This is a genomic window from Micromonospora sp. NBC_00898, assembly GCF_045207895.1.
GTDB lineage: Bacteria > Actinomycetota > Actinomycetes > Mycobacteriales > Micromonosporaceae > Micromonospora.
The window spans coordinates 2,796,896-2,822,640 of the sequence record NZ_CP108775.1 but is presented as its reverse complement, the minus strand read 5'-3'; the positions used below and the strand labels follow the sequence as shown (position 1 = coordinate 2,822,640).

Below are 25,745 nucleotides of genomic sequence, written 5' to 3'. Positions count from 1 at the left end.
GCTCCTGCCAGTCATCTACAACGTTGCAATACTCGAATCGTCCGCGGGAGGGCCGATGATCAGTGTCCCGCCGGCGACGGGGAAGTGGCCGGCCGGCCAGCCCGCCACTGCTGCCGGGTCAGCGCGTACTCCACCTCGCCGTGCTCGGCCCCCGCGATCGCCTCCGGCCAGTCCTGGTGGAAGGTCCGCACGTAGCTCAGTCCGGCCTTCTCCAGCACCCGCCGCGACCCCCGGTTGACCGCCATGGTGGTGGCGACGACCCGGGCCACGCCCAGCTCGGCGAAGCCCTTGTCGACCAGCGCCCGGGCCCCCTCGGTGGCGTAGCCGTCGCCCCAGGCGGCCCGGCGCAGCCGGTAGCCCAGCTCGACCTCCCGGTGGTCGCCCTCCGTGGTCGGCCGGAACTCGAACCAGCCCAGGAACGCGCCGTCGTCCCGCCGCTGCGCCGCCCACCAGCCCCAGCCCGGCGGTCGCCGGTACGCGGCCAGCATCCGGGGCAGCACCCGCTCGCGGATCTCCGCCGCCGGGGTGGGGCGGCCCCCGGTCAGGTACCGCATCACGTCCGGGTCGCCGTCCAGCTCGGTGAGCAGCGGCGCGTCGGCGGCGGTGAACTCGCGCAGCGCCAGCCGGGTGGTGGTGAGGAAGACCGACACGGTCCCATCCCAGCGGCGCCGGCCGGTCCGGGCAACCGGATTCGGCCGCACCGGCGACGCGCTCACCATGATCGACGTCCTAGACTCGGCCCGGTCGACCGACCGACGGATGGATCTGGCGAAGATGACGAGCACAGGCAGCGTGGACGTGCCCTGGCTGCGTCCGGTCACGGCCGGGGGCGGGCCGCTGCTCACCCGGGCCGGGCAGGTCGTGTACGCGTCGCGCCGGCTCAGCGAGCTGGTGCACGGGCGGCCGCCGGGCATCACCGGGCACCAGTGGAGCACCGCCATCCGGGAGGGCTTCGACCAGGTGGTCTGCGCCGCGGACACCGGCCGGCCGCTGTTCGCCCTGGACATCGCCGCGCCGCCGGCCGCCGGCTCGCCGGAGCAGCGCGCCGAACGGATGAAGAGCGCGGTCTGCGCGGCGATCGGCCTGGCGGTGCTGCGGATCGAGTCGCCGACGTTGCGCGGCGCCGCCCACGGCCGCCGGATCGTCGAGTACGTCATCGACGCACGCGGCTACGCGGAAGCCACCGCGGCCGGGCCGGAGGGCGTCGAGCCGGTGGGCTTCCGGGACATCATCGGCCGGCTGCCCGACGGCCGCAGCGGGCACGTCAACGACCTCGGCGCGCTGACCCGGGCCGCCGCCGTCGAGGCGTACGTGGAGCGGCGGCTGGCCGACCCCATCGTCCGGGGCCTGCACGCCAGGTGGAAGGACGGGGCCGCCGAGGGGTGGAGCTGGGTCGAGGTGCGGTCCGGCCGGTGCCTGGTCGAGCGGATCCGGGTCGTCCCGCAGCGGTTCTCCTGCGGGGTCGATCCGGCGCGTCTCGCGGAGGACCTGTCCGCCTTGGCGGTGGGGGAGCGGCTGCGCGGCCTGGACGCCGGTGAGCCGCCGCTGGTGGGCCGCGACCAGCTCCGCGTCGACATCCGCCGGCTGGCGTCCCGCCGGGACGAGCTGGACGGCGACTTCGCCTTCGCGCACCTCTGCGCCGACTGACACCGCGCACCGCCGCGCCGGCATCCGCGCGAACGTTCGCCCCGCCCACCCACGCCGGCGTGCCGAATCGCCGGCCGTGACGACCCGCCACCCGTGACGCGCTGCCGCCCCCGAGTCGCCGTGGGCCGGGACGCGCCGCCGGTCGGAACGCCGTCGCTGGAATTTCCCGATCCGGGGTTGAACCTTCGCCGTCGCCGTTCCGTAACTAAGCGGGAATGGACCCAGATCTTCCAGCCGCGCCGGCAGGCGCGGGAGACGGTGCGGAAAGGGCATCGTCGGTAATCGACGTGCGACCGGAACGTCGCAGTGATCCTCACCCCGAATTCCGTCGGTCCGCCGGGGTCACGAGTCAGCCACCGGATCGAGAAGGAGAGCAATTCGATGCGCAGGTCCACACGGGCGCGCCGGCCATCCGGTAACGCGCGGAGCAAGCGACTGCTGGCCGTTGTCGGCACGCTCGCGGTCTTCGGCGGAATCGTCGCCGTGACCCAGATCTCGTCGGCCCAGGACCGGCGGACGTACACCCGCACCGCCTCGGCGTCCTGCCTCCCGCCCAGCCCGGGCGCCACCCCGCCGAGCGGCCGGGGCAGCACCACCCGGACGTGGCAGAACGGTCGCTGGGTGCGTAACCACTGGGGTGACGGGCAGATGTCCGTCGCCGAGTGCCAGGCGGTCAAGGCCGGCGGCGGCGCCGCGGCCGGCCCGCCCACCGTGGCCTGCCCGGACGTGAAGAGCAAGCTTCCGCCAATCCCCGACCAGGCGCGCAACGAGGTGGACCGCAACCTCGCCCTGTTGGACGCCCAGATCGCCGAGGCCAACCGGCGGCTCGCCGCCGACGGCGGCCGCAACGGCCAGGACTTCATCAACAACGCGATCCTGCGGCCGCTGGCCGACAAGCGGAAGGCGACGTTGAACCGGATCGCGACCGCGATCGGGCGGGTGGCGCAGCGGCCGCAGGGGCTCGACCAGTTCGCCCAGTGCGCCCTCGCCGACGCCGGCCAGAATGCCGGTGGCCAGAACGGCGGTGGCCAGAACGGCGGTGGCCAGAACGGCGGCCAGAACAACGGCGGCCAGAACGGCGGTCAGAACAACAATGGCGGCCAGAACGGCGGTAACAACAACGGCGGCAACAACGGGAACGGGCTGGGCGTCCTGGCCAAGGACTGCACCAACAGCAAGCTCCAGCCGCACGACGGTTTCCAGAACGGAAACCGCTGCGTGAGCACCGCTTTCGGTGAGGTGGGCGCGGCCGCGAACAATCCCTCGCTGCTCATCACGCAATTCCCGAACCAGGTCGGCCGGAACCAGCCGTTCACCCTCCGGGTCACCACGAAGAACCTGGTCCGGGACCGCTTCCTCGCGGCCGGCCAGGGCGGTTACTACCTGGAGAGCTCGCTGCTGAACGACCAGGGCCTGGTGCGGGGGCACTTCCACACCGCCTGCCGGATGCTCAACGACACCCGGCAGCCCCCGAACCCGCAGGACGTGCCGGCGTTCTTCGTGGCCACGGAGGACGGCCGGGGTGGCGCCCAGCCGGACGACGTGCAGATCCAGATCCCCGGGCTGCCCCAGTCGGGTCTCGCGCAGTGCGCGGTCTGGGCCGGTGACGGGTCGCACCGCATCCCGATGATGGAGCGGGCCAACCAGACCCCCGCCTTCGACGTGGTGCGGATCCAGGTCAACTGAGACCGGGTCGGTCGACGGCCGGAGCCGTCCGGGGGGTACGCCCCGGGCGGCTCCGCCGTTTCAGTCAGACCAGCGCGGGCGCCGGTCGGGCGGGTTCGTCGACCGGGGCCCGCAGCGCGCCGATCCGCCGGGTCCGGGCCGGCGCGGCGAGCAGGTTGCCGACCGCCACCAGCAGGGCCAGGCCGAACAGGCCCAGCCAGAGCGCGGTGTCGCCGAACCGGTCGGTGACCAGCCCACCGACGGTTGGGCCGCCGAAGGTGGCGAAGGCGTACCCGAGGGAGTAGACCCCCTGGTAGCGGCCCCGCTGGGCGGCGGGGGAGAGGTCGGCGGTCAGCGCCGAGTTGGCCGGCGTCATCATCATCTCGCCGAGCGTCCAGACCAGCACGGCGAGGCCGTAGAACCAGACGCTCTCCGCCAGCGCGGTCAGCGCGAAGCCGGTGCCGACCACCACCGCCGCCACCGCGATGGTGCGGGACCGGTCGAAGCGGCCGATCAGCCGCGGCACGAAGAGCTGCCCCACCACGATCATCACTCCGTTCACCGCGATGATCGGCCCGTACGCGGCCGCGGGCAGCCCGTCGGCCTGCAACGCCACCGGCAGCATCACGTTCGCCTGGATGCAGAGCCAGACCAGCCCGGTGAGCGCGGTGAAGGTCAGGAAGACCGGGTCCCGCAGCACCACGCCGAGCCCGCCCCGGTCCGGGCGGGCGAACTGTCCGACGGTGACCGGCGCCGGCCGGGACTCGGGCACCTTGACCGCGATCAGCGTGGCCGTGCCGAGCAGCACGGCGGCGTTGACCAGGAAGAGCAGCAGCGGGTCCACCCGGACCAGCAGGCCGGCCACGGTCGCGGCCACCGAGAAGCCGATGTTGATGGCCCAATAGTTGAGCGTCATCGCCCGCAGCCGGTCGCGTTCGCCGACCACGTCGATGATGGTGGCGGTGAAGGCCGGCCGGGCGACGCCGAGGAAGAGCCCGAGCAGCAGCGTCAGCAGCGCGATGGCGACCGGCTGGGTGCTGAGCCCGAGGGCGCTCGCGGTGGCCGCGGCAGTGACGTTGCCGGCCAGCATCGCCGGCCGCCGCCCCCACCGGTCCGCGACGATCCCGCCGAGCAGCGTGCCGGCCGCGCTGCCGGCGCCGTGCAACCCGATCACCATCCCGGCGTACGACGCGTCGAAGTGTCGTACCGAGATCAGGTAGACGCCGAGGTAGATGGCGACGAAGCTGCCCAGCCGGTTGATCAGGGTGGCGGTCCAGAGATACCAGAACGTGCGCGGGAGTCCGCCCGCCGTCTGCCGCCACCAGGTCGCCATGCGCCACTCCCGAGAGTCGTCTTGTGTAATGCGTGCTAACCACTCCGGTCATTACAGTCCAGGGGTACGACACTCGTGCGGCCCGGCGTCGATCATGGTGGCGCGGCTCACCTTCCGGGCCGTACCGTCGACGGATGTCGACCGAGCGCTTCCCGGCGCTGCTGGACGGGCCGGGCAACCACGTCAGCGACCCGCGCGAGCTGCTGCTCGGCTACCTCGACTGGTACCGCCGGGCGCTGGAGCGCAAGACCGCCGGGCTCTCCGAGGCCGCGCTGCGGACGCCGGTCGACGGCCTCGGTTGGGCGCCGCTGGGGTTGGTCCGCCACCTCGGCTGGGTGGAGCGGAGCTGGGTGGTCGGTTCCGCGCGCCGGAGGAGGCGCCCAGCCTCGGCCGGATCCTCTTCCACCTGCTCCAGGAGTACGCCCGGCACGTGGGTCAGCTCGACGTGGCCCGCCAGCTCCTCGACGGGAAGACCGGGGAGTGATCAGCCCGGCGGCGTGGACACGCAGGGCGGGAAATTGTGAACGGTTGAAAAAGCGGACCGGGGCCACGCCGATTTCTCAGCGTGACCCCGGCGTGCCCGAAGGTGATGCCGGACCGCTCAGCGGTTCTTGTACGCCTCCACCACGGAGACCGGGATGCGGCCCCGCTCGGAAATCTCGTAGCCGTTCTTGGCGGCCCATTCCCGGATGGCCCGGTTCTGCTCGCGGTCCATTCCGGAGGTGGCCGGGCGCCCCGGGCGGCGCGCGGCGCGGGCGGCCTCGACCGGTCCGCGGCCGATTCGCCGGCCAGCGCTGATGTACGGGTCCAGCGCCTTACGCAGCACACCCGCGTTCTCGTCGGAGACGTCGATGGTGTACGCCACGCCGTCCAGGCTGAACTCGACGGTCCGATCGGCCTTTCCGCCGTCCAGGTCGTCGGTCAGAACGGTGATTACTTTCCTTGCCATCGCCATTGCTCCCTGTGTCGGGCGGGGTGTGGCTAAGAGTTTGACGTATGGCGCGGCGAATTCGCAACAATACCCGCGGTTTGCCATTCGGCGGGTCGCCTAATCCGGTCGCGAAATCGTCCACCCCGGCCGGTGGCGGCGGACGGGACGGCCGCCGGTCGGTTCCGGGGACGTGGCGTGGGTCACAGCCCGGAACAAGGGGAACGCTTTGTTACTTGAGCCTGACACGCTCAATCTCAACGTGATAGCAGGTGTTCGATGGCAACTCTTCCGGTACTTCCGCTGACCGACGCCGTCCTGCTGCCCGGCATGGTCATCCCGGTGACCCTCGACCCGACGACCCAGGCCGCGGTCGACGCGGCCCGCGCCACCGGCGACAAGAAGCTCCTCGCCGTGCCCCGCATCGACGGCGAGTACGGCTCCGTCGGCACGGTCGCCATGATCGAGAAGGTCGGCCGCCTGCCCGACGGCGAACCCGCCGCCGTGGTCCGCGGCCTGTCCCGCGCCCGGATCGGCTCCGGCGTCCCCGGACCCGGCGCCGCCCTCTGGGTCGAGGCGACCGAACTCGACGAACCCGCCCCGGCCGGCAAGGCCCGGGAACTCGCCCGCGAGTACCGCGCGCTGATGACCTCGGTCCTCCAGCAGCGCGGCGCCTGGCAGGTCATCGACGCCATGGAGCGGATGACCGACCTCTCCGAGCTGGCCGACGCGGCCGGCTACGCGCCCTGGCTCAGCCTGGCGCAGAAGACCGAACTGCTCGCCGCGCCGGACGTCACCGCCCGGCTGGAGCTCCTCGTCGGCTGGGTGAAGGACCACCTCGCCGAGCAGGAGGTCACCGAGCAGATCAACAGCGACGTCCGCGAGGGGCTGGAGAAGTCCCAACGCGAGTTCCTGCTCCGCCAGCAGCTCGCCGCGATCCGCAAGGAGCTCGGCGAGGACGAGCCGGACGGCTCCGCCGACTACCGCAGCCGGGTGGAGTCCGCCGACCTGCCGGAGAAGGTCCGCGAGGCGGCCCTGCGCGAGGTCGGCAAGCTGGAGCGGGCCAGCGACGCCTCCCCGGAGGCCGGCTGGATCCGTACCTGGCTCGACACGGTCCTCGAGATGCCGTGGAACACGCGTACCGACGACAACACCGACCTGGCCGCGGCCCGCGCGGTGCTCGACGCCGACCACGCCGGCCTGGCCGACGTGAAGGACCGCATCCTGGAGTACCTGGCGGTGCGCAACCGGCGGGCCGAGCGCAACCTCGGCGTCGTCGGCGGTCGCGGCTCGGGCGCGGTGCTCGCCCTCGCCGGCCCGCCCGGCGTCGGCAAGACCAGCCTCGGCGAGTCCGTCGCCCGGGCGCTCGGCCGCAACTTCGTCCGGGTCTCCCTCGGCGGCGTCCGCGACGAGGCGGAGATCCGCGGCCACCGGCGCACCTACGTCGGCGCGCTGCCCGGCCGGATCGTCCGCGCCCTGCGCGAGGCCGGCTCGATGAACCCGGTCGTGCTCCTCGACGAGGTCGACAAGTTGGCCGCCGGCTACTCCGGCGACCCGGCCGCCGCCCTGCTCGAGGTGCTCGACCCGGCGCAGAACCACACCTTCCGGGACCACTATCTGGAGGTCGACCTCGACCTGTCCGACGTGCTCTTCCTGGCCACCGCCAACGTGGTGGAGACCATCCCCGGCCCGCTGCTGGACCGGATGGAGCTGGTCACCCTGGACGGCTACACCGAGGACGAGAAGGTGGCCATCGCCCGGGACCACCTGCTGCCCCGGCAGCGGGAGCGGGCCGGGCTGACCGCCGACGAGGTCACCGTGGCCGACGAGGCGCTGGCCCGGATCGCGGGGGAGTACACCCGGGAGGCGGGCGTCCGGCAGCTCGAACGCGGACTGGCGAAGATCCTGCGCAAGGTCGCCGTCGAACTCGCCACCGACCCGGGCCCGGTCCGGGTGGACACCGACGACCTGGCCCGCTACCTGGGCCGGCCCAGGTTCACCCCGGAGTCGGCCGAGCGGACGGCGGTGCCCGGCGTGGCCACCGGCCTGGCGGTCACCGGCGCCGGCGGGGACGTGCTCTTCATCGAGGCCACCAGCATGGAGGGCGAGCCGGGGCTGACCCTGACCGGTCAGCTCGGTGACGTGATGAAGGAGTCGGCGCACATCGCGCTGTCGTACCTGCGCTCCAACGGGCGACGGCTCGGGCTGGACCCGAACGCCCTCGCCGGGCGGCGGATCCACGTGCACTTCCCGGCGGGCGCGGTGCCCAAGGACGGCCCCAGCGCCGGCATCACCATGGTGACCGCGCTGGCCTCCCTGGTGACCGGCCGGCCGGTCCGCCCGGAGTTCGGGATGACCGGCGAGGTGACCCTCTCCGGCCGGGTGCTGCCCATCGGCGGGGTGAAGCAGAAGCTGCTCGCCGCGCACCGGGCCGGCCTGACCGAGGTGATCATCCCGAAGCGCAACGAGCCGGACCTGGACGACCTGCCCACCGAGGTTCGCGAGGCGCTGACCATCCACACCCTCGCCGACGTCGCCGACGTGCTCGCCCTGGCGCTGCGCCCGGCCGACGTCGACGCGGAGACCCTCGGCGGCCAGACGCTCAGCGCGGCCTGACCGCCACCCGCCCCGGCGGGACGCACCGAGGCCCCCGGTCCACCGACCGGGGGCCTCGGCGTGCGTACCTCAGCGCCGGTCGCGCCGGTCCCCGCCGAACTGTCGGTCGCGCCGCTCGCCGCCGAAGTCCCGGTCGCGGCGCTCGCCGCCCCCCTCGCCGTCCCGATCCCGCCGTACGGTGGTCTTGCGGCCCTTGATCGTGCTGCCGCGCAGCCCGGCGATCACCTCGTCGGCCACCCCGACCGGCACCTCCACCAGGGAGAACCGGTCGGCGATCTCGATCGAGCCGATGTCCCGGCCGTTCAGGCCGGTCTCCCCGGTGATCGCCCCCACCAGGTCCTGCGGGCGGACCCCGGCCCGCCGGCCCAGCCCGATGAACACCTGCGTGGTGTTGCCACCCGTACGCGGCCGGGCACCCCCGCCACGACGCTCACCGCCACGGCCCTCGAACCCGGGCCGGGTCTCCCGCTGCGGCCGGACCGCGACCTGCGGGATCTCCTCCTCGTCGGGGGCGCCGGGCAGGGTCGCCTCGTGGGCCAGCTTCACCGCGGCGAGGGCGACCTCCATCATGTCGAACTCGTCCGTCAGCGACTCCACGATCACCCGGAACGGGTCGAGGTCGTCCTCCAGCAGGCTCTCCCGCAGTGCGGCCTGGGTCAGCTCCAGCCGGCGGGTCCGCAGGTCGGCGACCGTGGGGATCTTGTCGATGGCGATCCGCTGGCCGGTGACCCGCTCGATGGTCTTGAGCATCCGGTGCTCGCGCGGCTCGGCGAGGGTGATGGCCACGCCCTCCCGGCCGGCCCGACCGACCCGGCCGATCCGGTGCACGTACGACTCGGGCGCCGACGGCACGTCGTAGTTGACCACGTGGGTGAGCTGCTCGACGTCCAGCCCGCGGGCCGCCACGTCGGTGGCCACCAGCAGGTCGGCGGTGCCCGACCGGAGCCGGCCCATCACCCGGTCCCGTTGCTCCTGGCTCATCCCGCCGTGCAGGGCCTCCGCCCGGTAGCCCCGGCCGTTCATCGTCTCGGTGAGCCGGTCCACCTCCTCGCGGCTGCGGCAGAAGACGATCGCCGCGGTCGGCGACTCCACGTCCAGCACCCGGCCCAGGGCAGCCGGCTTGTGCCCCCGGGCGACGATGTACGCGCTCTGCCGCACCCGGGGCGCCTCGCCGGCCACCGCCCGCTCACGCTCGATCTGGATGCGCTGCGGGTCGGTCAGGTGCTTGCGGGCCAGCCCGTCGATCCGGGACGGCATGGTCGCCGAGAAGAGCACCGTCTGCCGCTGCGCCGGGGCGTGCTCCAGGATCGCCTCGATGTCCTCGGCGAAGCCCATGTCGAGCATCTCGTCCGCCTCGTCGAGCACCACGGTGGCCACCGAACCCAGCCGCAGGGTGCCTCGGGCGATGTGGTCCAGCGCCCGGCCGGGGGTGGCGACCACCACGTCCACGCCCATGTCCAGGGCGCGCAGCTGCCGGCCGATCGGCTGGCCGCCGTAGATCGGCAGCACCCGGGTGCCGAGGTCCTTGCCGTAGCGGTGGAACGCCTCGGAGACCTGGACGGCCAGCTCCCGGGTGGGCACCAGCACCAGCGACACCGGGTCACCGGCGCTCCGGTCGTCCGGCATCCGCTGCAGCAGCGGGAGGGCGAACGCGGCGGTCTTGCCCGTACCGGTCGCCGCCTGCCCCAGCAGGTCCCGGCCGGCCAGCAGCGGCGGGATCGCCTCGCGCTGGATCGGGGTCGGCTCCTCGTAGCCGAGCGCGGAGAGCGCGCCCAGCAGCTCGGCGCGCAGCCCGAGATCCGCGAAGGCGGTCGCCTCGTCGGTGTCGGCGGTGGAGGTGGGGTCGGTCGGTGTTGGTGCGGAACTCATGCGTCAAGCCTTTCATCACCCCCGCCGGCCCGTCGCGGCGACCGGCACAACGGTCGCCCCCGACACGTTCAGCCGACGATGGCCAGCACCATGGTGAGCCCGACGACGGCGTCCAGGACGGCGCACCACTCGGCGTACCCGCGCGGCACCACCGCGCCGCGCCGGTGGTGCGCCACGTCCCAGCCGGCGTGCCCGAGCCAGCCGGCGGCCACCAGCCACCGCGCCGGCCCGTCGTCGGCGACGGCGGCCAGCACGGCCAGGGCCGTCCAGCCCGCCAGGCCGGCCAGCTGCGCCGGCAGCGCGCCCGGGGTACGCCACTGCCGGCGCAGCGTGCCGATCAGCAGGTAGCCGGCCGGCAGCACCAGCAGGCTCCACGGCGGTAGGACCACCGGGGCGACCCAGTTGTCGACCGTCATCAGCAGCGCCAGCCAGGTCGGCCAGCGGGCCGCCAGCGCGGCGACCACCGGGTGCCGGGGCGCCGGGGTCGGGTGCTGGCGCCGGTGCCGCAGGGCGACCAGGACCATCGCCGGCACCATCAGCAGGTGGCCGCCGAGCAGCAGGGCGTCCCCGCCGACCAGCCCGGCGGCGAAGGGCACGAGCAGCAGCAGGAACGGCACGTACATGGCGGCGACCATCTCGGCGGTGGCGCGGGCCCCGTGCCCCCGGTGCCACATCCACACCGCCATCCCGATCGACATGTCGGTCGCCATCACGAGGGCGGCGACCGCCGGGCGGGCCAGCCCGGCGGAGAAGCCCAGCGCCGCGCCGGCCGCACGCCAGAGCGGACCGAGCAGCAGCATCCCGACCACCATGGCGACGGTCATCTCGGCCAGGTGCCGCAGCAGGCGGAGGCCGGGGCGGTCCGCGGGGGTCGGCGGGGAAGCGGGTACGGCGAGCGTCTCGGACATGTCTCGACCCTGCGGCCCACCCGCGCCCGGGAACAGGCGCGAACGTCACGGGAAAGCCGGGTGGAACGCACGGGCGGTCCGTGACATTCCACCGAGGTGGACGGCACCGACCGGGGCCCTAGGATCGGCGGACATGACGGTCGGGACGGCGGGGGCGGACCGGCGGCTGCGCCGCGCCCGTCACGTCACCCTGGCGTCGCTGGCCACCAGCCTCTGGACCAGCCTGCTGCTGCCCGGCGTCGGCCTGACCCGGGAGCCCGATCCGCTGCGGCTGGCCCTCGGCGCGGTGGGCGTTGCCGCGTTCGCGGTCGCCCAGGCCGGCGTGCTCTACGCCGCGGTCACGCCCTGGCTGGCCCAGCGGTGGCGGCACCGGTCCGAGGTCGCGTTCGCCCTGGTCGCGGTGCTGAGCGTGCCGCTGGTCGGCCCGGTGGCGGCCGGCGGGTGGCCGACCTGGGCCTGGCTGGGCGCCTCGCTGGTCGGGATGACGCCGCTGCTGCTGCCGCCCGGCGCCGCGCTCGCCGCCGCCGCGCTGACCGTGGTGACCTCGCTGGCGGTGGCCGCCCGGACCGGTGGGCCGGTCGGCTCCGGGCTGGCGATCACCGGGGGCGTCGGGGCCGGGATCGCGGCGGTCAACTGGGTGCAGGTGTGGTTCTGGGACCTGCTCGTGGAGGCCCGGCAGGGGCACGACGCCCGGGCCCGGCTGGCCGCCGCCGAGGAGCGGCTGCGCTTCGCCCGGGACGTGCACGACCTGCTCGGGCACGACCTCACGGTGATCGCGCTGAAGGCGGAGCTCGCCGCCCGGCTCGCGCCGGTCGACGCCGGGCGGGCCGGTCGGGAGGCGGCCGAGGTGCAGCGCCTCGCCGGTTCGGCGCTGCACCGGGTCCGCGAGGCGGTGCACGGGTACCGGACGGTCGACCTGTCCGAGCAGCTCGCCGCGGTGCGGGAGGTGCTGCGCTCGTGCGGGGTGCGCTGCGACGTCGTACGGCCGCCGGGGGAGCTGCCGGCCGGCGCCGCCGTCGAGCTGGGGGCGGTGCTCCGGGAGGCCGCCACCAACGTGCTGCGGCACAGCCGGGCGGCCTGGTGCCGGATCGAGATCAGCTGGGACGGCGACGTGGCCACGGTGACGGTGAGCAACGACGGCGTCGACCCGCACGTCGGCCCGGACGGTCACAGCCACGGGCTGCGCGGCCTGGCCGAGCGGCTGGCGCCCACCGGCGGGCGGGTCGTCGCCCGCCGGGAGGGCGGTGTCTTCACCCTCCGGGCGACCGTGCCGGTGACCTCGTGATCCGCGTGCTGCTCGCCGACGACGAGGAGCTGATCCGGCACGCCCTCGCCGCCCTGCTCGGCCTGGAGGGCGACATCGAGGTGGTGGCCCAGGCCCACGACGGGCGTACCGCGCTCGGCGTCGCCCGGTCCCACCGGCCGGACGTCGCCGTGGTCGACCTGGAGATGCCGCCGCCGGGCGGGATCGAGGTCGCGGCGGAGCTCGGCCGGGCGCTGCCCGACTGCGCGGTGGTGATCCTGACCGGGCACGGCCGTCCCGGCCACCTGCGCCGGGCGCTGACCGCCGGGGCCCGCGGCTTCCTGGCCAAGGGCGCCCCCGGCGGCGCGCTCGCCGAGGTGATCCGCCGGGTCCATGCCGGCGAGCGCTACGTCGACCCGGCGCTGGCCGCCGACGCGCTGGCCCTGCCGCCCTGCCCGCTCACCCCGCGGGAGCTGGAGACGCTGCGGCTGGCCGAGTACGGCACCCCGGTCGCGGTGATCGCCCGGCGTACCCACCTGGCCGCCGGCACGGTCCGCAACCACCTGGCGGCCAGCGTGCAGAAGCTCGGTGCGGCCGACCGGGCGGAGGCGGTCCGGATCGCCCGCGAGGCGGGGTGGCTCTAGGACGACCCCTCGACCGGGGCGTCCATGCGGCCCCGCATTCCCGGGGGACATCCCCGCACAGCGGCGGCGACTAGCCTGACCGGGTGCGCACGGTCGAACTGGTCTGCTCCCCGCCGCTGGAGGAGACGGTCCGGGGGGTGTGGGACCGGCTCGCCGCCGCCGGGCTGCCCAGCCTGGCCCGCAACACCCACCCCACCAACCGGCCGCACCTGACCCTCGCCTCGGTCGACGAGTTCCCGCCCGGTGCCGAACAGCGCCTCGCCGACCTCTGCGCCGCCGCGCTGCCCCTGCCGGCCCGCCTCCAGCGGGTCGAGGTGCTCGACGGCAGCGCCCCGCTGGTCTGGCTGGTCCGGCCCGTGCCGGAGCTGGTCGCCCTGCACGGCGCGGTCTGGGACGTCCTCGCGGGCGCGCCGGGGAAGAACCCGTGGCACCTGCCGGGGCGGTGGATCCCGCACCTGAGCCTGGCGCTGCGGTTCCGGGACGCCGACCGGCGGCTGGCCCGGGCGCTGGCCGGCGCCGACCGGCCGAGCGGGGAGTTCGTCGGCGCGCGCAGCTACGAGGGCGACACCCGGACGGTCCGCGAGCTGGCCGCTGCCTGATCGTGGGCCAACGGCACGGGCCGCACCCGGGGCTGAGTCGGCCGGTGGGGGCCGTCCGCACGACGGCGGACGGCCCCCACCCGGCTCAGCGGTGGAACCGCAGGTAGTCGAACTCGGCGGTCACCGGCGGGTTGGCGCCGCCGTGCGCGACCAGGCCGATCCGGGGCGTGGTGTCGGCCGGGAAGGTCCACACCCCGCCCCAGGTCCAGTGCGTGCCGTCCCGGCTGGAACCGGCCCGGAACTCGTGTTGCCCGGTGGCCGGGTCGACGTGGTGGGCCAGCCGCAGCCAGGTGGTGGTGGCCGGGGTGCCGACGATGCTGCCGCCGTACACCGGGTGGCCGGCGAAGGGCAGCTCGTAGCCGTACTCGACCTGCCGGGTGTTCCAGATCGCCACCTGGGACAGCCGGGCGAACCGGTCGTCGTCCACGTACGCCACCAGGCCGGCCTGCTGGTAGTTGCGGACGGTTCCCTCGCCGAGGTCGAGGGTCACCTTCGTCTCCGCCACGTAGTCCCCGGTGGGGGCGTCGCGCAGCAGCACGCCCGCGGTGTTGCCGGTGCCGACCAGGTCGGTCGACTCCACCGGCCAGCGCAGCGCGCCGTCGGTGACGGTGGCCGCCGGGTTGCGCCGGATCCACTGCCAGGCCGGGTCGAGCCCGTCGTCGAACTCGTCGGACCAGCCGGTCAGTAACGGGCCGACACCCGGCGGCGCCACCGCGTGCCGCGCAGGCCGGCACAGCCTGGTCGCGCTGACGTTGTCGAACTCGCCGGTCCCGCCCTCGGCGACCAGGGTGAGCGGGCCGGCGACCGGGTGGGTCAGCCGCAGCGCGACCACGGCGAGCTGGTCGCCGAGGCGGGCCGGGCTCAGCTCGGCGACGAGCTGAGCGCCGCGGACCTCGACGGCCAGGTTGTGCCGGTCGGCGGGGTCGACACCGGCCGGCAGCGGGACGCTCGCCGTGGCGCCGCCGGCTTCGCGCGCGGTGAGCTGCCCGCCGCCCACCTGGACCTCCACCCGGCCGAGCCGCAGCCCGGCGGCGTCCGCCCCGGTCAGCCGCAGGTCGGCCTCCGCGCGCAGGTCGCCGCCCACCGCGGTACGACTCGTCAGCGCGCCGGTGCCGGTGAGCCGCCCGTCGGCCACCTGCCAGGCGCCGTCGCCGGCCCGCCAGCCGATCAGGGCGGGGGAGTCGAAGCGTTCGTCGAGCCGGGCGGTGGTGACCGGCGCGGGCCGCGGCTGCTCCGACGGGCCGGCGCCGGCGTTCACGGTCGGCCAGCCGTCGATCCAGTCGAGCCGGTCCAGCAGCATCGGCCGCTCGTTGATGCCGAACGGCTCGTCCAGGTACGGGTCGGCGCGGTCGATCGCGTGGTAGACGATCCAGTCCTGGCCGGACAGGTCGGTGAGGAAGCCGTTGTGGCCGGTGCCGATCCAGCGGTTGCCGTTCTGGGTGAGCACCGGGGTGCCGCCGGCCCGGGAGGCGTCCAGCCGCAGCCCGTCCCGGTCCACGAACGGCCCGCGCGGGCCGCGCGAGCGCCCGACCTGGACGGAGTAGCCGGTGGCCGGGCCGGCGCAGCAGTTCGCGGTGGAGGCGAAGAGGTAGTACCAGTCGTCGTGGCGCAGCACGTAGCTGCCCTCGAACTTGTTGTCGACGGCGACCAGGGTCGGCGCGCCGACCGCGCGCAGTCCGTCGGCGGTCAGCTCGGTGACCGAGACGCCGCCGTAGTAGCTGCCGAAGTAGAGGTAGGTGCGGCCGTCGACGTCGGTGAACTGGCTGGGGTCGATGGTCCACAGGTAGCCGCCGCCCCCGCCGGGGCGCGGGGCGACCACCGGCTGATCGGCGAAGGTCCACGGGCCGGTCGGGGTGGGCGCGGTGGCGGCACCGATGGCGGTGTCGAAGGTGTCGGCGGAGACCCCTGTGTCGGTGACCGTCACGTACATGACCCAGTGATCACCGACGCGGCGCACGTCGGGCGCCCAGAACGCCGCGCCGGGGGCGGCCCAGGACGGACGCTGGTCGGGGGCGAAGGCGTCGCCGACGTACGTCCAGTCGACCAGGTCCGCCGAGCGGGCGGTGGGTACCCGGTGGGCCTGCTTCTCGCCCTCGCGCAGCGGGTCGGAGGTGCCGTAGGCGTACCAGAGGCCGTCGTCGCCGCGGATGACGACCGGGTCGGCGAAGGTGTCGGCGAACCCGGCGGAGACCGGGTTGTGGTAGCGGTCGGGCCCGGAACCGGCGGCGGCCGGCGGGGACGCCGTCGTCGCCAGCACCAGACCGAGCACGGCGGCGAGCACGCCGCCACGGTGGAGATTTCCCATCAGACCTGCCTCGGGTCGGTGTCGACAGAGGTCACTGCGGTCCACCGTTTCTACAACGTTGGATACAACGATGTAAAGAGTGTCGACACCGTTCGATGGGCGCCGAACCGTGCCCGTGCCAGCATGGGGGCCATGACCACCACCAGCACCGACGGCGGTGCGGTCGCCGGCCTCGCCGCCCTGCTCGCCGACCGCACCCGGGCCAGCTTCTGCCTTGCCCTGCTCGACGGGCGGGCCTGGACGGCGGGGGAGCTGGCCCGCGCCGCGGGGGTGGCCGCCTCCACCGCCAGCGACCACCTCACCCGGCTGGTCCGCGGCGGCCTGCTCGTCGAGGAACGGCAGGGCCGGCACCGGTACGTCCGGCTGGCCGGCCCGTCGGTGGCCCAGCTCATCGAGGACCTGGCCGGCCACGCACCCGCCCCGGCCGCCCCACCCCGCACCCTGCGCGCCGCGTCGGCCGGCGCCGCCCTGGCATACGCCCGGACCTGCTACGACCACCTCGCCGGGCGGCTCGGCGTGCGGCTGTACGACGCGCTGCTGGCCCAGCGGGTGCTGGACCGGTCCGGCGGTCTTGCCCTCACCCCCGCCGGTCTGGACTGGCTGACCGGCATCGGGGTGCCGGTCGAGCCGCTGCGGGTTGCCCGACGGCCAATGGTGCGCGACTGTCTCGACTGGACCGAGCGCCGCCCCCACCTGGCCGGCGCGCTCGGGGCGGCACTCTGCCACCGCTTCCTCGATCTCGGCTGGACCGTACGCGGCACCGGCCGCGCGATCCGCCTCACCCCGGCCGGCGCCCCGGCCCTCGCTGCCGCCCTCGGTCTCGACCCCGCCGACCTGGCCCCCGCCCCACCCCGCGACGCCGGTGCCGGCCGCGCCTGACCCACCCACCCCACCCGTCCCGTCTCGCCCCCGCCCGCGACGGTTCGGCGGGGGCCGAAGGGTTCGGGGCCTAGCGTGCCGGTCATGAACTGGTCGACAATCGCCGCCACGGCCGTGTGCGGGCCGCCCGTCCCCGACGCCGAGGGCGGCTGGTCCGTCACCCGGCACGCCGACGTGACCGCCGTGCTGACCCACCCCGACTGCGTGGTGCCGGCAGCCCCGGGCGGGCCACCGGGCACCCTGGCCTGGCTGCGCGGCGCGGTGAGCCGGTTCAGCGGCCCGGAGCACCACCCGGCCCGGCGCGCGATCGGCGTGACCGCCCTCGTCGGGCTCGACCCGGACGAGCTGCGGACCGCCGCCGCCCGACTGACGGGCGACGAGATCGACCGGGCCGGCGGGCGGCTCGACGTGATGGCGCGGCTGGCGCGGCGCGTACCCGTGGTGGTGCTGGCCGACCGGCTCGGCCTGGCCGACCCGCCGGCGGCGGTGCCGGCGGTGGTCGCGGTGGCCGCCGCCTACCATCCGGGCGTGACCCCGGCGGCGGTGGCGCGCGCCGACCGGGCGGTCGGCACCCTGCTGGGGCTGTCGCCGCCCGCTCCGCCGGAGGTCACCGCGAACCGGCTCGGGCTGCTCGTGCAGGCCTGCGACGCCACCGCCGGCTTGATCGGCGCTGCCGCGTGGCAGGTCCTGCCAGGGCCGCAGGCCGCCGCGGACCGACTCGGTCCGTCGGCGCCGGCCGACACCGTCGGACGGGACGTCCGGTCGGTGCCCACTGGCGACCTGCTCGCCGAGGTGCTCCGGCTCGACCCGCCCGTCCGCGCCACCCGCCGGGTCGCCGGCGCCGCGCTGCGGCTCGGCGGGCGGGAGATCGCCGCCGGCGCCCCGCTGCTGCTCCGCTTCGACGCGGCCAACCGCGATCCGGCGGTCTTCGCCGAGCCGGACCGGTTCGTCCCGGGCCGGCCGGGCCGCGCGCTGACCTTCGGCGCCGGGCCCCGAGGCTGCCCGGGCGAGCGGCACGCCCTGGCCCTGGCCACCGGGGTGGTCGACGTGCTGCGCCGCCGCTGCCGCGCCACCGACGCCGAGATCCGCCACGACCCGCACCCGACGCTGCGCGTCCCCACCAGACTCGAGGTCATCACGAGATGAACGACCGGTACGCCGCCTTCCGCGCCCTGCACCGGCCGGGCCGTCCACTGCTGCTCCCCAACGCCTGGGACGCCGCCTCCGCCGCCGCGCTCGCCGCCCGGGGCCACCCCGCGATCGGCACCACCAGCCTCGGGGTGGCCGCGGCCGGCGGGAAGCCGGACGCGGCAGCGGCCACCCGAACCGAGAACCTCGACCTCGCCCGCCGGCTGCGCGGGCTTCCGGTGCTGCTCACCGTCGACGTCGAGGGCGGCTTCAGCGACGAGCTGGCGGAGGTCGCCGGGTACGTCGCCGAGCTGGCCGAGCTGGGCGTGGTGGGCGTCAACCTGGAGGACGGCCGCCCCGACGGCACCCTGGCCCCGGTGGAGCTGCTGGCGGCCAAGCTCACCGCGGTGCGGGCGGCGGCGCCCGGGGTCTTCCTCAACGCCCGCACCGACGCCTGGTGGCTGGGTGTGCCGGAGCCGCGGGAGCAGGCCCTGCACCGGGCCCGGGCGTACCGGGACGCGGGCGCCGACGGGGTGTTCGTCCCCGGTGCCCCGGACGACACGGTCGGGCTGCTCGCCGCGGAGGTGGGTGTGCCGCTGAACGTGCTGCACCGGCCCGGCGGCCCGGGCCTGGAGGAGCTGGGCCGGCTCGGGGTGGCCCGGGTGAGCACCGGGTCGCTGCTGTTCCGAGCCGCCCTCGGCGCGGCGCTCGACCTCGCCGACGCCGTCCGGGCCGGGCGGGACGGTGCCCCCGGCGGGGTCCCGTCGTACGGGTGGGTGCAGGAGCTGTCCGGGCGGTTCGGGGCGAACCTGAGCCGATAGGGCGTCGTTCGGGGGAGATAGGAGGATTGTTCGGGGATCCACGGGTTGCGGTGCTTACGGTGTGTTTCAGGTTCATCCACACCGTGTCCTGCCCGGAGAGAGGACCCGACCATGCGAGTGCCCAGCCGAAGCCCTGGCCAGCAGCCCGGGCCCGCCGTCGCGTCCGCCGCTCCCGTCCGCCGCCTGCCCACCTCGCCCCCGGGCCGCCGGTCCGCACCCGCCGAGCCCGACCTGGCCGCGTACCGGGCCGCGGTGGCGGAACTGCTCGTCGAGGTGGGCGCCCTGGCGGACGCCCCGTCAACGGCGGCCCGTCAGGTGCTGCTGGACCAGCGGCTGCGCGAGCCGGCGATCGCCGCGGTGCTCGACGCCACTCCGCAGGGGTTCGTCGGCGCCCGGGAGACGCTGCTGCTCGAGATGGCCCGTTACCAGCCGAACGCCCGCAGCTCGGCCGCCGACCTGAGCGCGCTGGTCCGGATCTACCTGCTCTCCCGGATCGACGTGATGTGGTGGCGGGACGCGCCCGTCTTCGCCACCGACGCGCAGGTCAACGGCAGCGTCGACCTGGTTGACCTGGAATGGTTGCGCCGCCGGGGCCTGCTCGGCTTCCGGTACCAGGAGCAGCCGGCCACCGTCCTCGGGCGGGGCCTGCGCGCGGTGCGCCGCCAGCTCCTCCCGGACGCCACCCCGCGCACCGCGGGCCTGATGTTCCGCCGGGCCCGCCGCGAGATCGTGGCCCTGCTCAACGACATCGCCCGGGAGTTCGCCCTGGCCACCCCGCCGGGAACCCCGCCGCTCTGGGTGACCAGCCTGGCCCGCAGCGCCGAGCACCAGTACCGGCTGCGCCGCCTCGGGTACGCCGCCATGGTGCCCAGCGGCCACTGCCTCGGCTACGCCGCCGACGTGGAGTTGGCCTGGTTCCGGCGCTTCGGCGTCCGGGACACCCTGGCCGGGCTGCTGCTGGCCCGGCAGGACGCCGGCGAGCTCAACGTGGTCGACGAGGGACAGGCCTGGCACCTCTGTCTCGCGCCCACCGCCCACCGCCGGCTGCGCCGGGCGTACGAGGCCGAGATGGGGGTCTGAGCGGGATGTGCGGCATCGCGCTCAGCGTCGGTCCGGAGGCCGATCCGGCCACCTTCCGCCGGATGCTCGCCGTCCTCGCCCCGCGCGGCGAGGTCACCGAGACGCGGCAGGAGAACGGCCTGCTGGCCGGCGTACGCCGGCTGCGGATCGTCGAGCGGGAGGGCGCGGCGCAGCCCTGGGTGTCGCCCGACGAGCGGTACCTGCTCTGCTACAACGGAGAGGTCTTCAACCACCGTGAGCTGCGCGGGGAGCTGACGCGGCTCGGGTACGCCTTTCGGGGCGGGAGCGACACCGAGGCGGTGCTGGCCGCCTTCCTGTGCTGGGGCGAGGACGCGGTGTCGCGGCTGCGCGGGGAGTTCGCCCTCGCCGTCGTGGAGCGGGCCACCGGCCGGGCCTACCTGGCCCGCGACCCGCTCGGGGTGAAGCCGCTCTACTGGTCCCGGGCCCCCGGCTGCCTGCACGTCAGCTCCGAGGTCAAGGCGCTGGTCGGGCACGCCGCGCCGATCAGCGAGGTGCCGCCCGGGCATCACGGCTGGGCCGAGCCGGACGGTCCGGTCCGGCTGCGCCCGCACGTCGACCTGCTCACGCTCGGCGTGGGGCTACCGGTGATCGACGACCCGGACGAGGCCGCCCTGCTCGTCCGGGTCGCGCTCACCGACAGCATCCGGATGCGGGTGGACACCGATCTGACGGTGGGTGTGGTCCTCTCCGGCGGGCTGGACAGCTCGCTGGCGCTGCTGCACGTCAAGGAGATGCACCCGGACTGCGTGGCGGTCACCGTCGGCGTCCCGGACAGCCCCGACGTGGCGTACGCCCGGCGGCTCGCCGCCGACCTCGGCGTGCCGCACGAGGTGGTCGAGCTGCGCCCGCGGGACATCCGGCTGGCCGACGTCCGGGAGGCGATCCGGATCTGCGAGCTGACCGAGTACGGCGACATCATCAACGCCGTGGTCACGGTGCCGATCTTCCGCCGGCTGCGCGAGCTGGGGGTGAAGGTGGTCCTCACCGGGGACGGCTCGGACGAGCTGTTCGGCGGCTACCCGATGTACCACCAGGTCGGCCCCGAGCCGTCCCGCCAGCTCTCCCTGCACAAGATCCGCAACCTGTGTCGTACGGAGTTGCAGCGGGTCGACCGGGCCAGCATGGGCCACGGGGTGGAGGCCCGGGTGCCCTTCCTCGACCTGAGCGTGGTGGAGCTGGCCATGCGGCTGCCGCTGGAGCTGAAGATGCGCGACGGGCAGGAGAAGTGGATCGTCCGGCGGGCGTTCGCCGATGTGCTGCCCGAGTACGTCCGGCGGCGGCCGAAGAACCCGATGTCGTACTCGTCCGGGCTGCACGAGCGGGCCCGGTTGTACAAGCCGTTCTTCGCCCGGCTGCACCGGTCGTTCGGCTACGACCTGCTCGAACCCGTGCGCCGGGACTTCGACAGCGTGCTCACCCGCTGCGGCAACGACCTGGACGCCGCGATCGCCGACGGGCTGGCCCGCCCCGACTACACGGTGCTGGAACACGCCCGGGACCTGGTCGGCGCGGCGAAGTGGAACGCCGCTCCGGTGGTCCGCCGGCTGGTCGGCCCGCGCCGGACTCCGGGCGGCGACGAGGCGGCGCTGCCCGGCTGAGCACTGGAACCCGGCGCTTGACTCTGACACCGTGTCAGGGCCGACCGTGAGGAGACCATGTTCACCATCGGAGATTTCGCCGCGCTCGGCCGGGTGTCGGTCCGGATGCTGCGCCACTACGACGGCATCGGGCAAGCGACGCCGGACATCAGCCCGGTGATCCAGCCGCTCTACCCGGAGCTGTTCCGCCAGCTGGAGGCCGCCCACATCTGCCCGACCGGGCCGGGGCTCGCCTGGTACGAGCCCGCCGGGGAGGGTGAGGCGGTCCGTGACGCGAGGTCCGATCGCCGCCAGCATCCCGGGCCGGACCGCGCCAGGGTGGGGTCATGACGACAGCCATCCACACCACCTTCCTCGTCCGCCCCCTGCCGGCCGGCGCGCTGGCCGCCGTCCGGGCCGCCGGCCGGGACGCGGCGGGGCAGCCGGTGGAGCGCTTCACCGCCGAGGGCGGGGAGCCGCTGCGCTGCTGCCTGCGCGACGCGACCCCGGACGAGCCGCTGCTGCTGTTCGGCTACCCGCCGCCCCCGGCGGCCGGGCCGTACCGGGAGGTGGGGCCGATCTTCGCCCACGACACGGACTGCCCGGGCGTGGACCCCGCCGGCGGCTACCCGGCCGGGTGGCGGGGGCGTCCGCAGGTGCTGCGGGCGTACGACCGGCGGGGGCGCATCCACGGCGGCCGGCTGCACGACGGCAACGACCCCGAGGCGGTCATCGCCGAGCTGCTCGCCGATCCGGCGGTGGTCGCGCTGCACAGCCGCAACGTGGTGTACGGCTGCTACATGTTCACGGTCGAGCGGGCAGACGACTGAGCCATCCCTTCGCGGGGCGTGACCGGCGGCGGCCGGGGTATCAGCCCGGCATGGCGGGACTGGACGCGATCGCGGTCGGGCAGGTGGCGCGGGACCTCGTGCTGCTGGTGGACGAGGTTCCCGGCGCCGCCCGGACGGCCCCGGTGCGGCGTCGCCGGGAGCTGCTCGGCGGCAAGGGCGCCAACCAGGCCGTGGGCCTCGCCCAGCTCGGCGCGCGGGTCGGCCTCCTCGGGGTGGTGGGGCTGGACGAGGTCGGGGACCGGCTGCTCGGCCAGGCGCGCAGCGACGGCATCGACGTCGCCCCGGTGCTTCGCCGGGAGGGCACGGCGAGCGCGCTCATCGTCGACGTGGTGGACGCCCACGGCGGCTGGCGCTACCTGGAGGACATCCCCGAGGAGACCCTGCTGACCGAGGCGGACGTGGCCGGCGCGGCGGATGTGGTGCAGGCGTCGCGGGCGGTGCTCGTACAGCTGCAGCAGCCGCTGCCGGCGGCGCTCGCGGCGGCGCGGTGTGCCCGGGCGGCCGACCGGCTGGTGCTGCTCGACGGCGCGCCGGACGACCCGCATGCGGCGGCGGAGCTGCTCGCCCTCGCCGACGTGCTGCGTGCCGACGCGCGGGAGGCCGGGCTGATCGTCGGTGAGCCGCCGAAGGACGCCGAGGCCGGCCTGCGGGCCGGCCGGGAGCTGCTCGGGCGGGGGCCGTCGCTGGTGGCTGTCGAGGTGGCGGGGGAGGGGAACGCCTTCGCCTGGCCGGGCGGGGAGCTGTTCGTGCCGCTCAGCGAGACGCCCACGGTGGACACTACCGGCGCCGGCGACGCGTTCGTCGCCGCGCTCACTGTCGGCCTGCTCCGCGGCGACCCGCCCGAGCGCACCGCCCGGTACGCGGTCGCGGCGGCCGGAGCCACCGTCGGTCATCCCGGCGGCCGGCCGGCACTCACCGGCGCGGTGATCGAGGGGCAGCTGGGCCGGATCCCGCCGCACTGAGGGCGGCCGCAGGCGGCCGGTGGTGCCGGTCGAGCTATGGACATCCGTCGCTGCCGTCCCTAGCGTCGGTGGCATGCGCAGGAGCCTGCTCGCCGCCACTGCCGCCCTGCTGCTCGCCGCCACCGGCTGCACGGGCCCCGAGTCCGCGACCTCGCCGGCCGCCCCGACCTCGCCGGCCGCCCCGCCTGGCGCGGCCGGCGTGCCGACCGCCTCCCGGCAGGACGCCGGGCAGGCCGAGCGGACCCTGGCCAGCCTGCGCAAGGTCGACGAGCTGCCGCTGTACGAGATGACCTACGTCGGTGACTACGACCCCACGCTCGGCACCTCCGCCACGACCGGGGCGACCCCCTTCGGCTGTTCCCTGTTCGTCGCGGCCGGCGACCGGAGCCGCCCGCTGTTCGCCCGCAACTTCGACTGGGAGGCCCATCCCGCCCTGGTGCTGCGCACCGACCCGCCGGACGGCTACGCCTCGATCTCCCTGGTGGACATCGCCTACCTCGGCGTCGGCGTCGGCGCCGACCCGGCCGGCGACCGCCGGCTGCTCAACGCGCCGCTGCTGCCCTTCGACGGGATGAACGAGCGGGGCCTCGCCGTCGGACTGGCCGCCGACGACACGGCGACCGCGCGCCCGGTGCCGGGCCGGCCGACGGTGGGCTCGGTCCGTATCCTCCGGCTGGTGCTGGACACCGCTGCCACCGTGGACGAGGCGATCGCGGTGTTCGAGCGGTACAACCTGGACTTCGGCGGCGACGCGCCGCTGCACTATCTGCTCGCCGACGCCAGCGGCGCGTCGGCCGTGGTGGAGTTCGTCGACGGCACCATGCGGACCGCGCGGGAGGGCGGCCCCTGGCGGGCGCTGACCAACGTGCCCGTCATCGGTGTGCCCGACCGGGAGCTGCGCGGGGACCGGCGCTACGGGATGATCGCCGCCGCGCTGGACCGGTCCGGCGGCGCGGTCGACGCCCCGGCCGCGCTGCGGATCCTCGACGCGGTACGGCAGCCGCACACCCGCTGGTCGGTGACGTACGGCCTGCGGACCGGGGAGGTCCGGCTGGTGACCGCGACCGGTGAGGGCGAGCGGCGCTACCAGCTGCCGATGAGCTGAACCGGCTCGGGCCCGGCCCCCGGGTGCGGGGACCGGGCCCGAGCCCGGCTGACCGTCAGTCCCGGTAGTCGGGCTGGGTCTGCACGTTGAGTCGGGTCAGGTGCCTCGTGTTCGCTCCCGGGATGGACTCCTGGTCGATCTCCAGCACGTCCAGACCCTTCTGGATGTCGCTGGAGAAGATGTTGCCGTTGTAGTAGTACGCCGACCAGGTGCCGCCGAGCACCAACTGGGTGTCGGAGATCGGGCCCCGCTCCCAGTAGCCGATCTCCCGCGGGGCCGCCGAGTCGGTGAAGTCCCAGACGGAGATGCCGCCCTGGTACCAGGCCTGGACCATGACGTCGCGCCCGGGCACCGGGATCAGCGAGCCGTTGTGGGCCACGCAGTTCTCGGTGCTGGAGTTGGCCCGGGGGATCTTGAAGTAGCTGCGGAACACCATCGTCCGGGCGTCACCGCTGCCGGTGATGTCGTAGATGGCGTCCGCGCCGCGGTTCGGCCCGACGGCCGTGTTGCAGGTCGCCGCGCCACCGCCACCCAGCTCATCGGTGAAGATGACCTTGGTGCCGGTGTTGTTGAACGTGGCCGAGTGCCAGAAGGCGAAGTTGGTCGTGTCCCGGACCTGGTTGATCACCCGGGGCGCCTCCCGGTCGGAGATGTCCATCAGGATGCCGTCGCCCATGCAGGCGCCGGCGGCCAGGTCCTTCTGCGGGTACGCGGTGATGTCGTGGCAGCCGGTGGTGGCCGAGCCGCCCGGGCGGCCCGGGTACCCGCCGTCGGCGAAGAGGTTCGGCGTGGCGACGACCGCCGCCTCGGTGGGCCGGTCCAGTGGCACCTTCACGATCGAGATCGAGTCGTGTGGCGGCTGGCAGTCGGGGAAGGCCGACGCCGGGCTGTACGAGGAGACGTACAGGTAGACGGATGTGCCGTCCTTTCCGGGCACCAGCGTGTGCGTGTGCGAGCCGCAGTCGGTCTCCACCGACTTGATGTAGCGCGGGTTGGTCTTGTCGCTGATGTCGAAGACCTTGATGCCCTCCCAGGACTCCTTGATCGACGCCGACTGGGAGACGCTGTTGCAGGAGTCGTCGCTGCGCGAGGAGTCGGTGGAGAGGAAGAGTAGGTCACCGTAGACGGAGACGTCGTTCTGGGAGCCTGGGCAGAGCACCTGCGACATGATCTTCGGCTTCGACGCGTTCGCGATGTTGTAGATGGTGAATCCGTTGTAGTTGCCGACGTACGCGAACGGCCCCTGGAAGGCCATGTCGGTGCCGAAGGAGCTCTCGGTGTCGAACGGCGCCTGCTTCGGCAGGTTGGCGATCTGCCGGAGGTTGGGGCTGCTGGAGATCTCGTCGACACCGAGCCCGGCGGTGTCCACCGTGGCGGGTTCGGCGGCGAGTCGTGGTGTCGCCTGAGCGCCTGGGGCGACGGCCGCACCGGCGACGAGGAGGCCGGCGGCGGCCAGGCTGACGATCCGGAGACGGCGGGCGGGAGGCGTACGGAATCTGATCATCGGCGAGGCCCTTCGAAAGGGGATGACGATTGCCCACACCTTACCGATGGATCACCGTCA

23 protein-coding genes and 1 pseudogene are annotated in these 25,745 nt (G+C 74.7%); 17 read left to right on the top strand and 7 right to left on the bottom strand.

Annotated features, from left to right (window positions below; genetic code table 11):
* Positions 1–59: 59 nt before the first annotated feature.
* Positions 60–650 (bottom strand): GNAT family N-acetyltransferase, encoded by a 591-nt coding sequence (locus OG799_RS13810; RefSeq protein ID WP_406045431.1) that lies wholly within the window; start codon positions 648–650, stop codon positions 60–62.
* Positions 651–774: 124 nt separating this feature from the next.
* On the opposite strand from OG799_RS13810, the gene OG799_RS13805 reads away from it, so the two are divergent.
* Together OG799_RS13805 and OG799_RS13800 are read left to right on the top strand one after the other, a co-directional pair.
* Positions 775–1,647 (top strand): hypothetical protein, encoded by an 873-nt coding sequence (locus OG799_RS13805; RefSeq protein WP_406045430.1) that lies wholly within the window; start codon positions 775–777, stop codon positions 1,645–1,647.
* A gap of 381 nt (positions 1,648–2,028) precedes the next feature.
* Complete coding sequence (locus OG799_RS13800) at positions 2,029–3,333, top strand: hypothetical protein (RefSeq protein ID WP_406045429.1); 1,305 nt, start codon at positions 2,029–2,031, stop codon at positions 3,331–3,333.
* 64 nt (positions 3,334–3,397) lie between these two features.
* On the opposite strand, the gene OG799_RS13795 is transcribed toward OG799_RS13800, so the two are convergent.
* The gene (locus tag OG799_RS13795; protein WP_406045428.1) at positions 3,398–4,645 is read right to left on the bottom strand and encodes an MDR family MFS transporter; all 1,248 of its coding nucleotides are present in this window, start codon (positions 4,643–4,645) and stop codon (positions 3,398–3,400) included.
* Positions 4,646–4,779: 134 nt separating this feature from the next.
* Here OG799_RS13795 and OG799_RS13790 point away from each other — a divergent pair.
* Together OG799_RS13790 and OG799_RS13785 are read left to right on the top strand one after the other, a co-directional pair.
* A pseudogene (locus OG799_RS13790) lies at positions 4,780–4,986 on the top strand (DUF664 domain-containing protein); the annotation flags it as partial.
* Between the two features lie 89 nt (positions 4,987–5,075).
* Entirely contained in the window at positions 5,076–5,129 is a 54-nt protein-coding gene (locus OG799_RS13785) for a hypothetical protein (protein WP_406046280.1), read from the top strand.
* Between the two features lie 117 nt (positions 5,130–5,246).
* On the opposite strand, the gene OG799_RS13780 is transcribed toward OG799_RS13785, so the two are convergent.
* Positions 5,247–5,594 (bottom strand): Lsr2 family protein, encoded by a 348-nt coding sequence (locus OG799_RS13780; protein ID WP_130337113.1) that lies wholly within the window; start codon positions 5,592–5,594, stop codon positions 5,247–5,249.
* A gap of 258 nt (positions 5,595–5,852) precedes the next feature.
* On the opposite strand from OG799_RS13780, the gene lon reads away from it, so the two are divergent.
* The gene (gene lon, locus OG799_RS13775) at positions 5,853–8,189 is read left to right on the top strand and encodes an endopeptidase La (RefSeq protein ID WP_406045427.1); all 2,337 of its coding nucleotides are present in this window, start codon (positions 5,853–5,855) and stop codon (positions 8,187–8,189) included.
* A gap of 69 nt (positions 8,190–8,258) precedes the next feature.
* Here lon and OG799_RS13770 read toward each other — a convergent pair whose 3' ends face one another.
* A complete protein-coding gene (locus tag OG799_RS13770) occupies positions 8,259–10,058 on the bottom strand; it encodes a DEAD/DEAH box helicase (protein ID WP_406045426.1) in 1,800 nt (599 codons plus the stop codon).
* A gap of 68 nt (positions 10,059–10,126) precedes the next feature.
* Positions 10,127–10,966, bottom strand: a complete 840-nt coding sequence (locus OG799_RS13765) for a hypothetical protein (RefSeq protein ID WP_406045425.1) — start codon at positions 10,964–10,966, stop codon at positions 10,127–10,129.
* Positions 10,967–11,099: 133 nt separating this feature from the next.
* Here OG799_RS13765 and OG799_RS13760 point away from each other — a divergent pair, with 133 nt between their 5' ends.
* From OG799_RS13760 to OG799_RS13750, 3 genes are all read left to right on the top strand, one after another.
* Positions 11,100–12,251 (top strand): sensor histidine kinase, encoded by a 1,152-nt coding sequence (locus tag OG799_RS13760; RefSeq protein WP_406045424.1) that lies wholly within the window; start codon positions 11,100–11,102, stop codon positions 12,249–12,251.
* Positions 12,248–12,853, top strand: coding sequence for a DNA-binding response regulator (locus OG799_RS13755; RefSeq protein ID WP_406045423.1), 606 nt, complete (start codon positions 12,248–12,250; stop codon positions 12,851–12,853). Before OG799_RS13760 ends, OG799_RS13755 begins: the two co-directional genes overlap by 4 nt.
* An 83-nt stretch (positions 12,854–12,936) precedes the next feature.
* Positions 12,937–13,452 carry a 2'-5' RNA ligase family protein gene (locus OG799_RS13750; protein ID WP_406045422.1) on the top strand — a complete coding sequence of 172 codons (516 nt, stop codon included), beginning with the start codon at positions 12,937–12,939 and terminating at the stop codon, positions 13,450–13,452.
* Between the two features lie 85 nt (positions 13,453–13,537).
* On the opposite strand, the gene OG799_RS13745 is transcribed toward OG799_RS13750, so the two are convergent.
* Positions 13,538–15,757, bottom strand: coding sequence for a family 43 glycosylhydrolase (locus tag OG799_RS13745; RefSeq protein WP_406045421.1), 2,220 nt, complete (start codon positions 15,755–15,757; stop codon positions 13,538–13,540).
* Positions 15,758–15,889: 132 nt separating this feature from the next.
* On the opposite strand from OG799_RS13745, the gene OG799_RS13740 reads away from it, so the two are divergent.
* The 9 genes from OG799_RS13740 to OG799_RS13700 all read left to right on the top strand — a co-directional run bounded on the left by OG799_RS13740 (position 15,890) and on the right by OG799_RS13700 (position 24,181).
* Complete coding sequence (locus tag OG799_RS13740; RefSeq protein WP_406045420.1) at positions 15,890–16,636, top strand: ArsR/SmtB family transcription factor; 747 nt, start codon at positions 15,890–15,892, stop codon at positions 16,634–16,636.
* Between the two features lie 84 nt (positions 16,637–16,720).
* Positions 16,721–17,782, top strand: coding sequence for a cytochrome P450 (locus tag OG799_RS13735; protein ID WP_406045419.1), 1,062 nt, complete (start codon positions 16,721–16,723; stop codon positions 17,780–17,782).
* Positions 17,779–18,585 carry an isocitrate lyase/phosphoenolpyruvate mutase family protein gene (locus OG799_RS13730; RefSeq protein WP_406045418.1) on the top strand — a complete coding sequence of 269 codons (807 nt, stop codon included), beginning with the start codon at positions 17,779–17,781 and terminating at the stop codon, positions 18,583–18,585. The genes OG799_RS13735 and OG799_RS13730 overlap by 4 nt, the downstream gene beginning before the upstream one ends.
* Positions 18,586–18,696: 111 nt before the next feature.
* Positions 18,697–19,665, top strand: a complete 969-nt coding sequence (locus tag OG799_RS13725) for a hypothetical protein (RefSeq protein WP_406045417.1) — start codon at positions 18,697–18,699, stop codon at positions 19,663–19,665.
* Positions 19,666–19,670: 5 nt separating this feature from the next.
* Positions 19,671–21,284: an asparagine synthetase B family protein gene (locus OG799_RS13720; protein WP_406045416.1), complete on the top strand. Its 1,614-nt coding sequence runs from the start codon at positions 19,671–19,673 to the stop codon at positions 21,282–21,284.
* Positions 21,285–21,341: 57 nt separating this feature from the next.
* Positions 21,342–21,614: a hypothetical protein gene (locus OG799_RS13715; protein ID WP_406045415.1), complete on the top strand. Its 273-nt coding sequence runs from the start codon at positions 21,342–21,344 to the stop codon at positions 21,612–21,614.
* Entirely contained in the window at positions 21,611–22,093 is a 483-nt protein-coding gene (locus OG799_RS13710) for a DUF1203 domain-containing protein (protein ID WP_406045414.1), read from the top strand. The genes OG799_RS13715 and OG799_RS13710 overlap by 4 nt, the downstream gene beginning before the upstream one ends.
* A gap of 50 nt (positions 22,094–22,143) precedes the next feature.
* Positions 22,144–23,076 (top strand): PfkB family carbohydrate kinase, encoded by a 933-nt coding sequence (locus OG799_RS13705; RefSeq protein WP_406045413.1) that lies wholly within the window; start codon positions 22,144–22,146, stop codon positions 23,074–23,076.
* A gap of 73 nt (positions 23,077–23,149) precedes the next feature.
* Positions 23,150–24,181 (top strand): linear amide C-N hydrolase, encoded by a 1,032-nt coding sequence (locus tag OG799_RS13700; protein WP_406045412.1) that lies wholly within the window; start codon positions 23,150–23,152, stop codon positions 24,179–24,181.
* A 55-nt stretch (positions 24,182–24,236) separates the two neighbouring features.
* Here OG799_RS13700 and OG799_RS13695 read toward each other — a convergent pair whose 3' ends face one another.
* Positions 24,237–25,685, bottom strand: coding sequence for an LVIVD repeat-containing protein (locus OG799_RS13695; protein ID WP_406045411.1), 1,449 nt, complete (start codon positions 25,683–25,685; stop codon positions 24,237–24,239).
* Between the last annotated feature and the right edge of the window lie 60 nt (positions 25,686–25,745).

Coding starts and splice junctions, on each gene's coding strand:
- OG799_RS13805 (WP_406045430.1), top strand. CDS start 775: ATGACGAGCACAGGCAGCGTGGACGTGCCCTGGCTGCGTCCGGTCACG.
- OG799_RS13800 (WP_406045429.1), top strand. CDS start 2,029: ATGCGCAGGTCCACACGGGCGCGCCGGCCATCCGGTAACGCGCGGAGC.
- OG799_RS13795 (WP_406045428.1), bottom strand. CDS start 4,645: ATGGCGACCTGGTGGCGGCAGACGGCGGGCGGACTCCCGCGCACGTTC.
- OG799_RS13780 (WP_130337113.1), bottom strand. CDS start 5,594: ATGGCAAGGAAAGTAATCACCGTTCTGACCGACGACCTGGACGGCGGA.
- lon (WP_406045427.1), top strand. CDS start 5,853: ATGGCAACTCTTCCGGTACTTCCGCTGACCGACGCCGTCCTGCTGCCC.
- OG799_RS13770 (WP_406045426.1), bottom strand. CDS start 10,058: ATGAGTTCCGCACCAACACCGACCGACCCCACCTCCACCGCCGACACC.
- OG799_RS13765 (WP_406045425.1), bottom strand. CDS start 10,966: ATGTCCGAGACGCTCGCCGTACCCGCTTCCCCGCCGACCCCCGCGGAC.
- OG799_RS13760 (WP_406045424.1), top strand. CDS start 11,100: ATGACGGTCGGGACGGCGGGGGCGGACCGGCGGCTGCGCCGCGCCCGT.
- OG799_RS13745 (WP_406045421.1), bottom strand. CDS start 15,757: ATGGGAAATCTCCACCGTGGCGGCGTGCTCGCCGCCGTGCTCGGTCTG.
- OG799_RS13740 (WP_406045420.1), top strand. CDS start 15,890: ATGACCACCACCAGCACCGACGGCGGTGCGGTCGCCGGCCTCGCCGCC.
- OG799_RS13735 (WP_406045419.1), top strand. CDS start 16,721: ATGAACTGGTCGACAATCGCCGCCACGGCCGTGTGCGGGCCGCCCGTC.
- OG799_RS13730 (WP_406045418.1), top strand. CDS start 17,779: ATGAACGACCGGTACGCCGCCTTCCGCGCCCTGCACCGGCCGGGCCGT.
- OG799_RS13725 (WP_406045417.1), top strand. CDS start 18,697: ATGCGAGTGCCCAGCCGAAGCCCTGGCCAGCAGCCCGGGCCCGCCGTC.
- OG799_RS13720 (WP_406045416.1), top strand. CDS start 19,671: ATGTGCGGCATCGCGCTCAGCGTCGGTCCGGAGGCCGATCCGGCCACC.
- OG799_RS13715 (WP_406045415.1), top strand. CDS start 21,342: ATGTTCACCATCGGAGATTTCGCCGCGCTCGGCCGGGTGTCGGTCCGG.
- OG799_RS13710 (WP_406045414.1), top strand. CDS start 21,611: ATGACGACAGCCATCCACACCACCTTCCTCGTCCGCCCCCTGCCGGCC.
- OG799_RS13705 (WP_406045413.1), top strand. CDS start 22,144: ATGGCGGGACTGGACGCGATCGCGGTCGGGCAGGTGGCGCGGGACCTC.
- OG799_RS13700 (WP_406045412.1), top strand. CDS start 23,150: ATGCGCAGGAGCCTGCTCGCCGCCACTGCCGCCCTGCTGCTCGCCGCC.
- OG799_RS13695 (WP_406045411.1), bottom strand. CDS start 25,685: ATGATCAGATTCCGTACGCCTCCCGCCCGCCGTCTCCGGATCGTCAGC.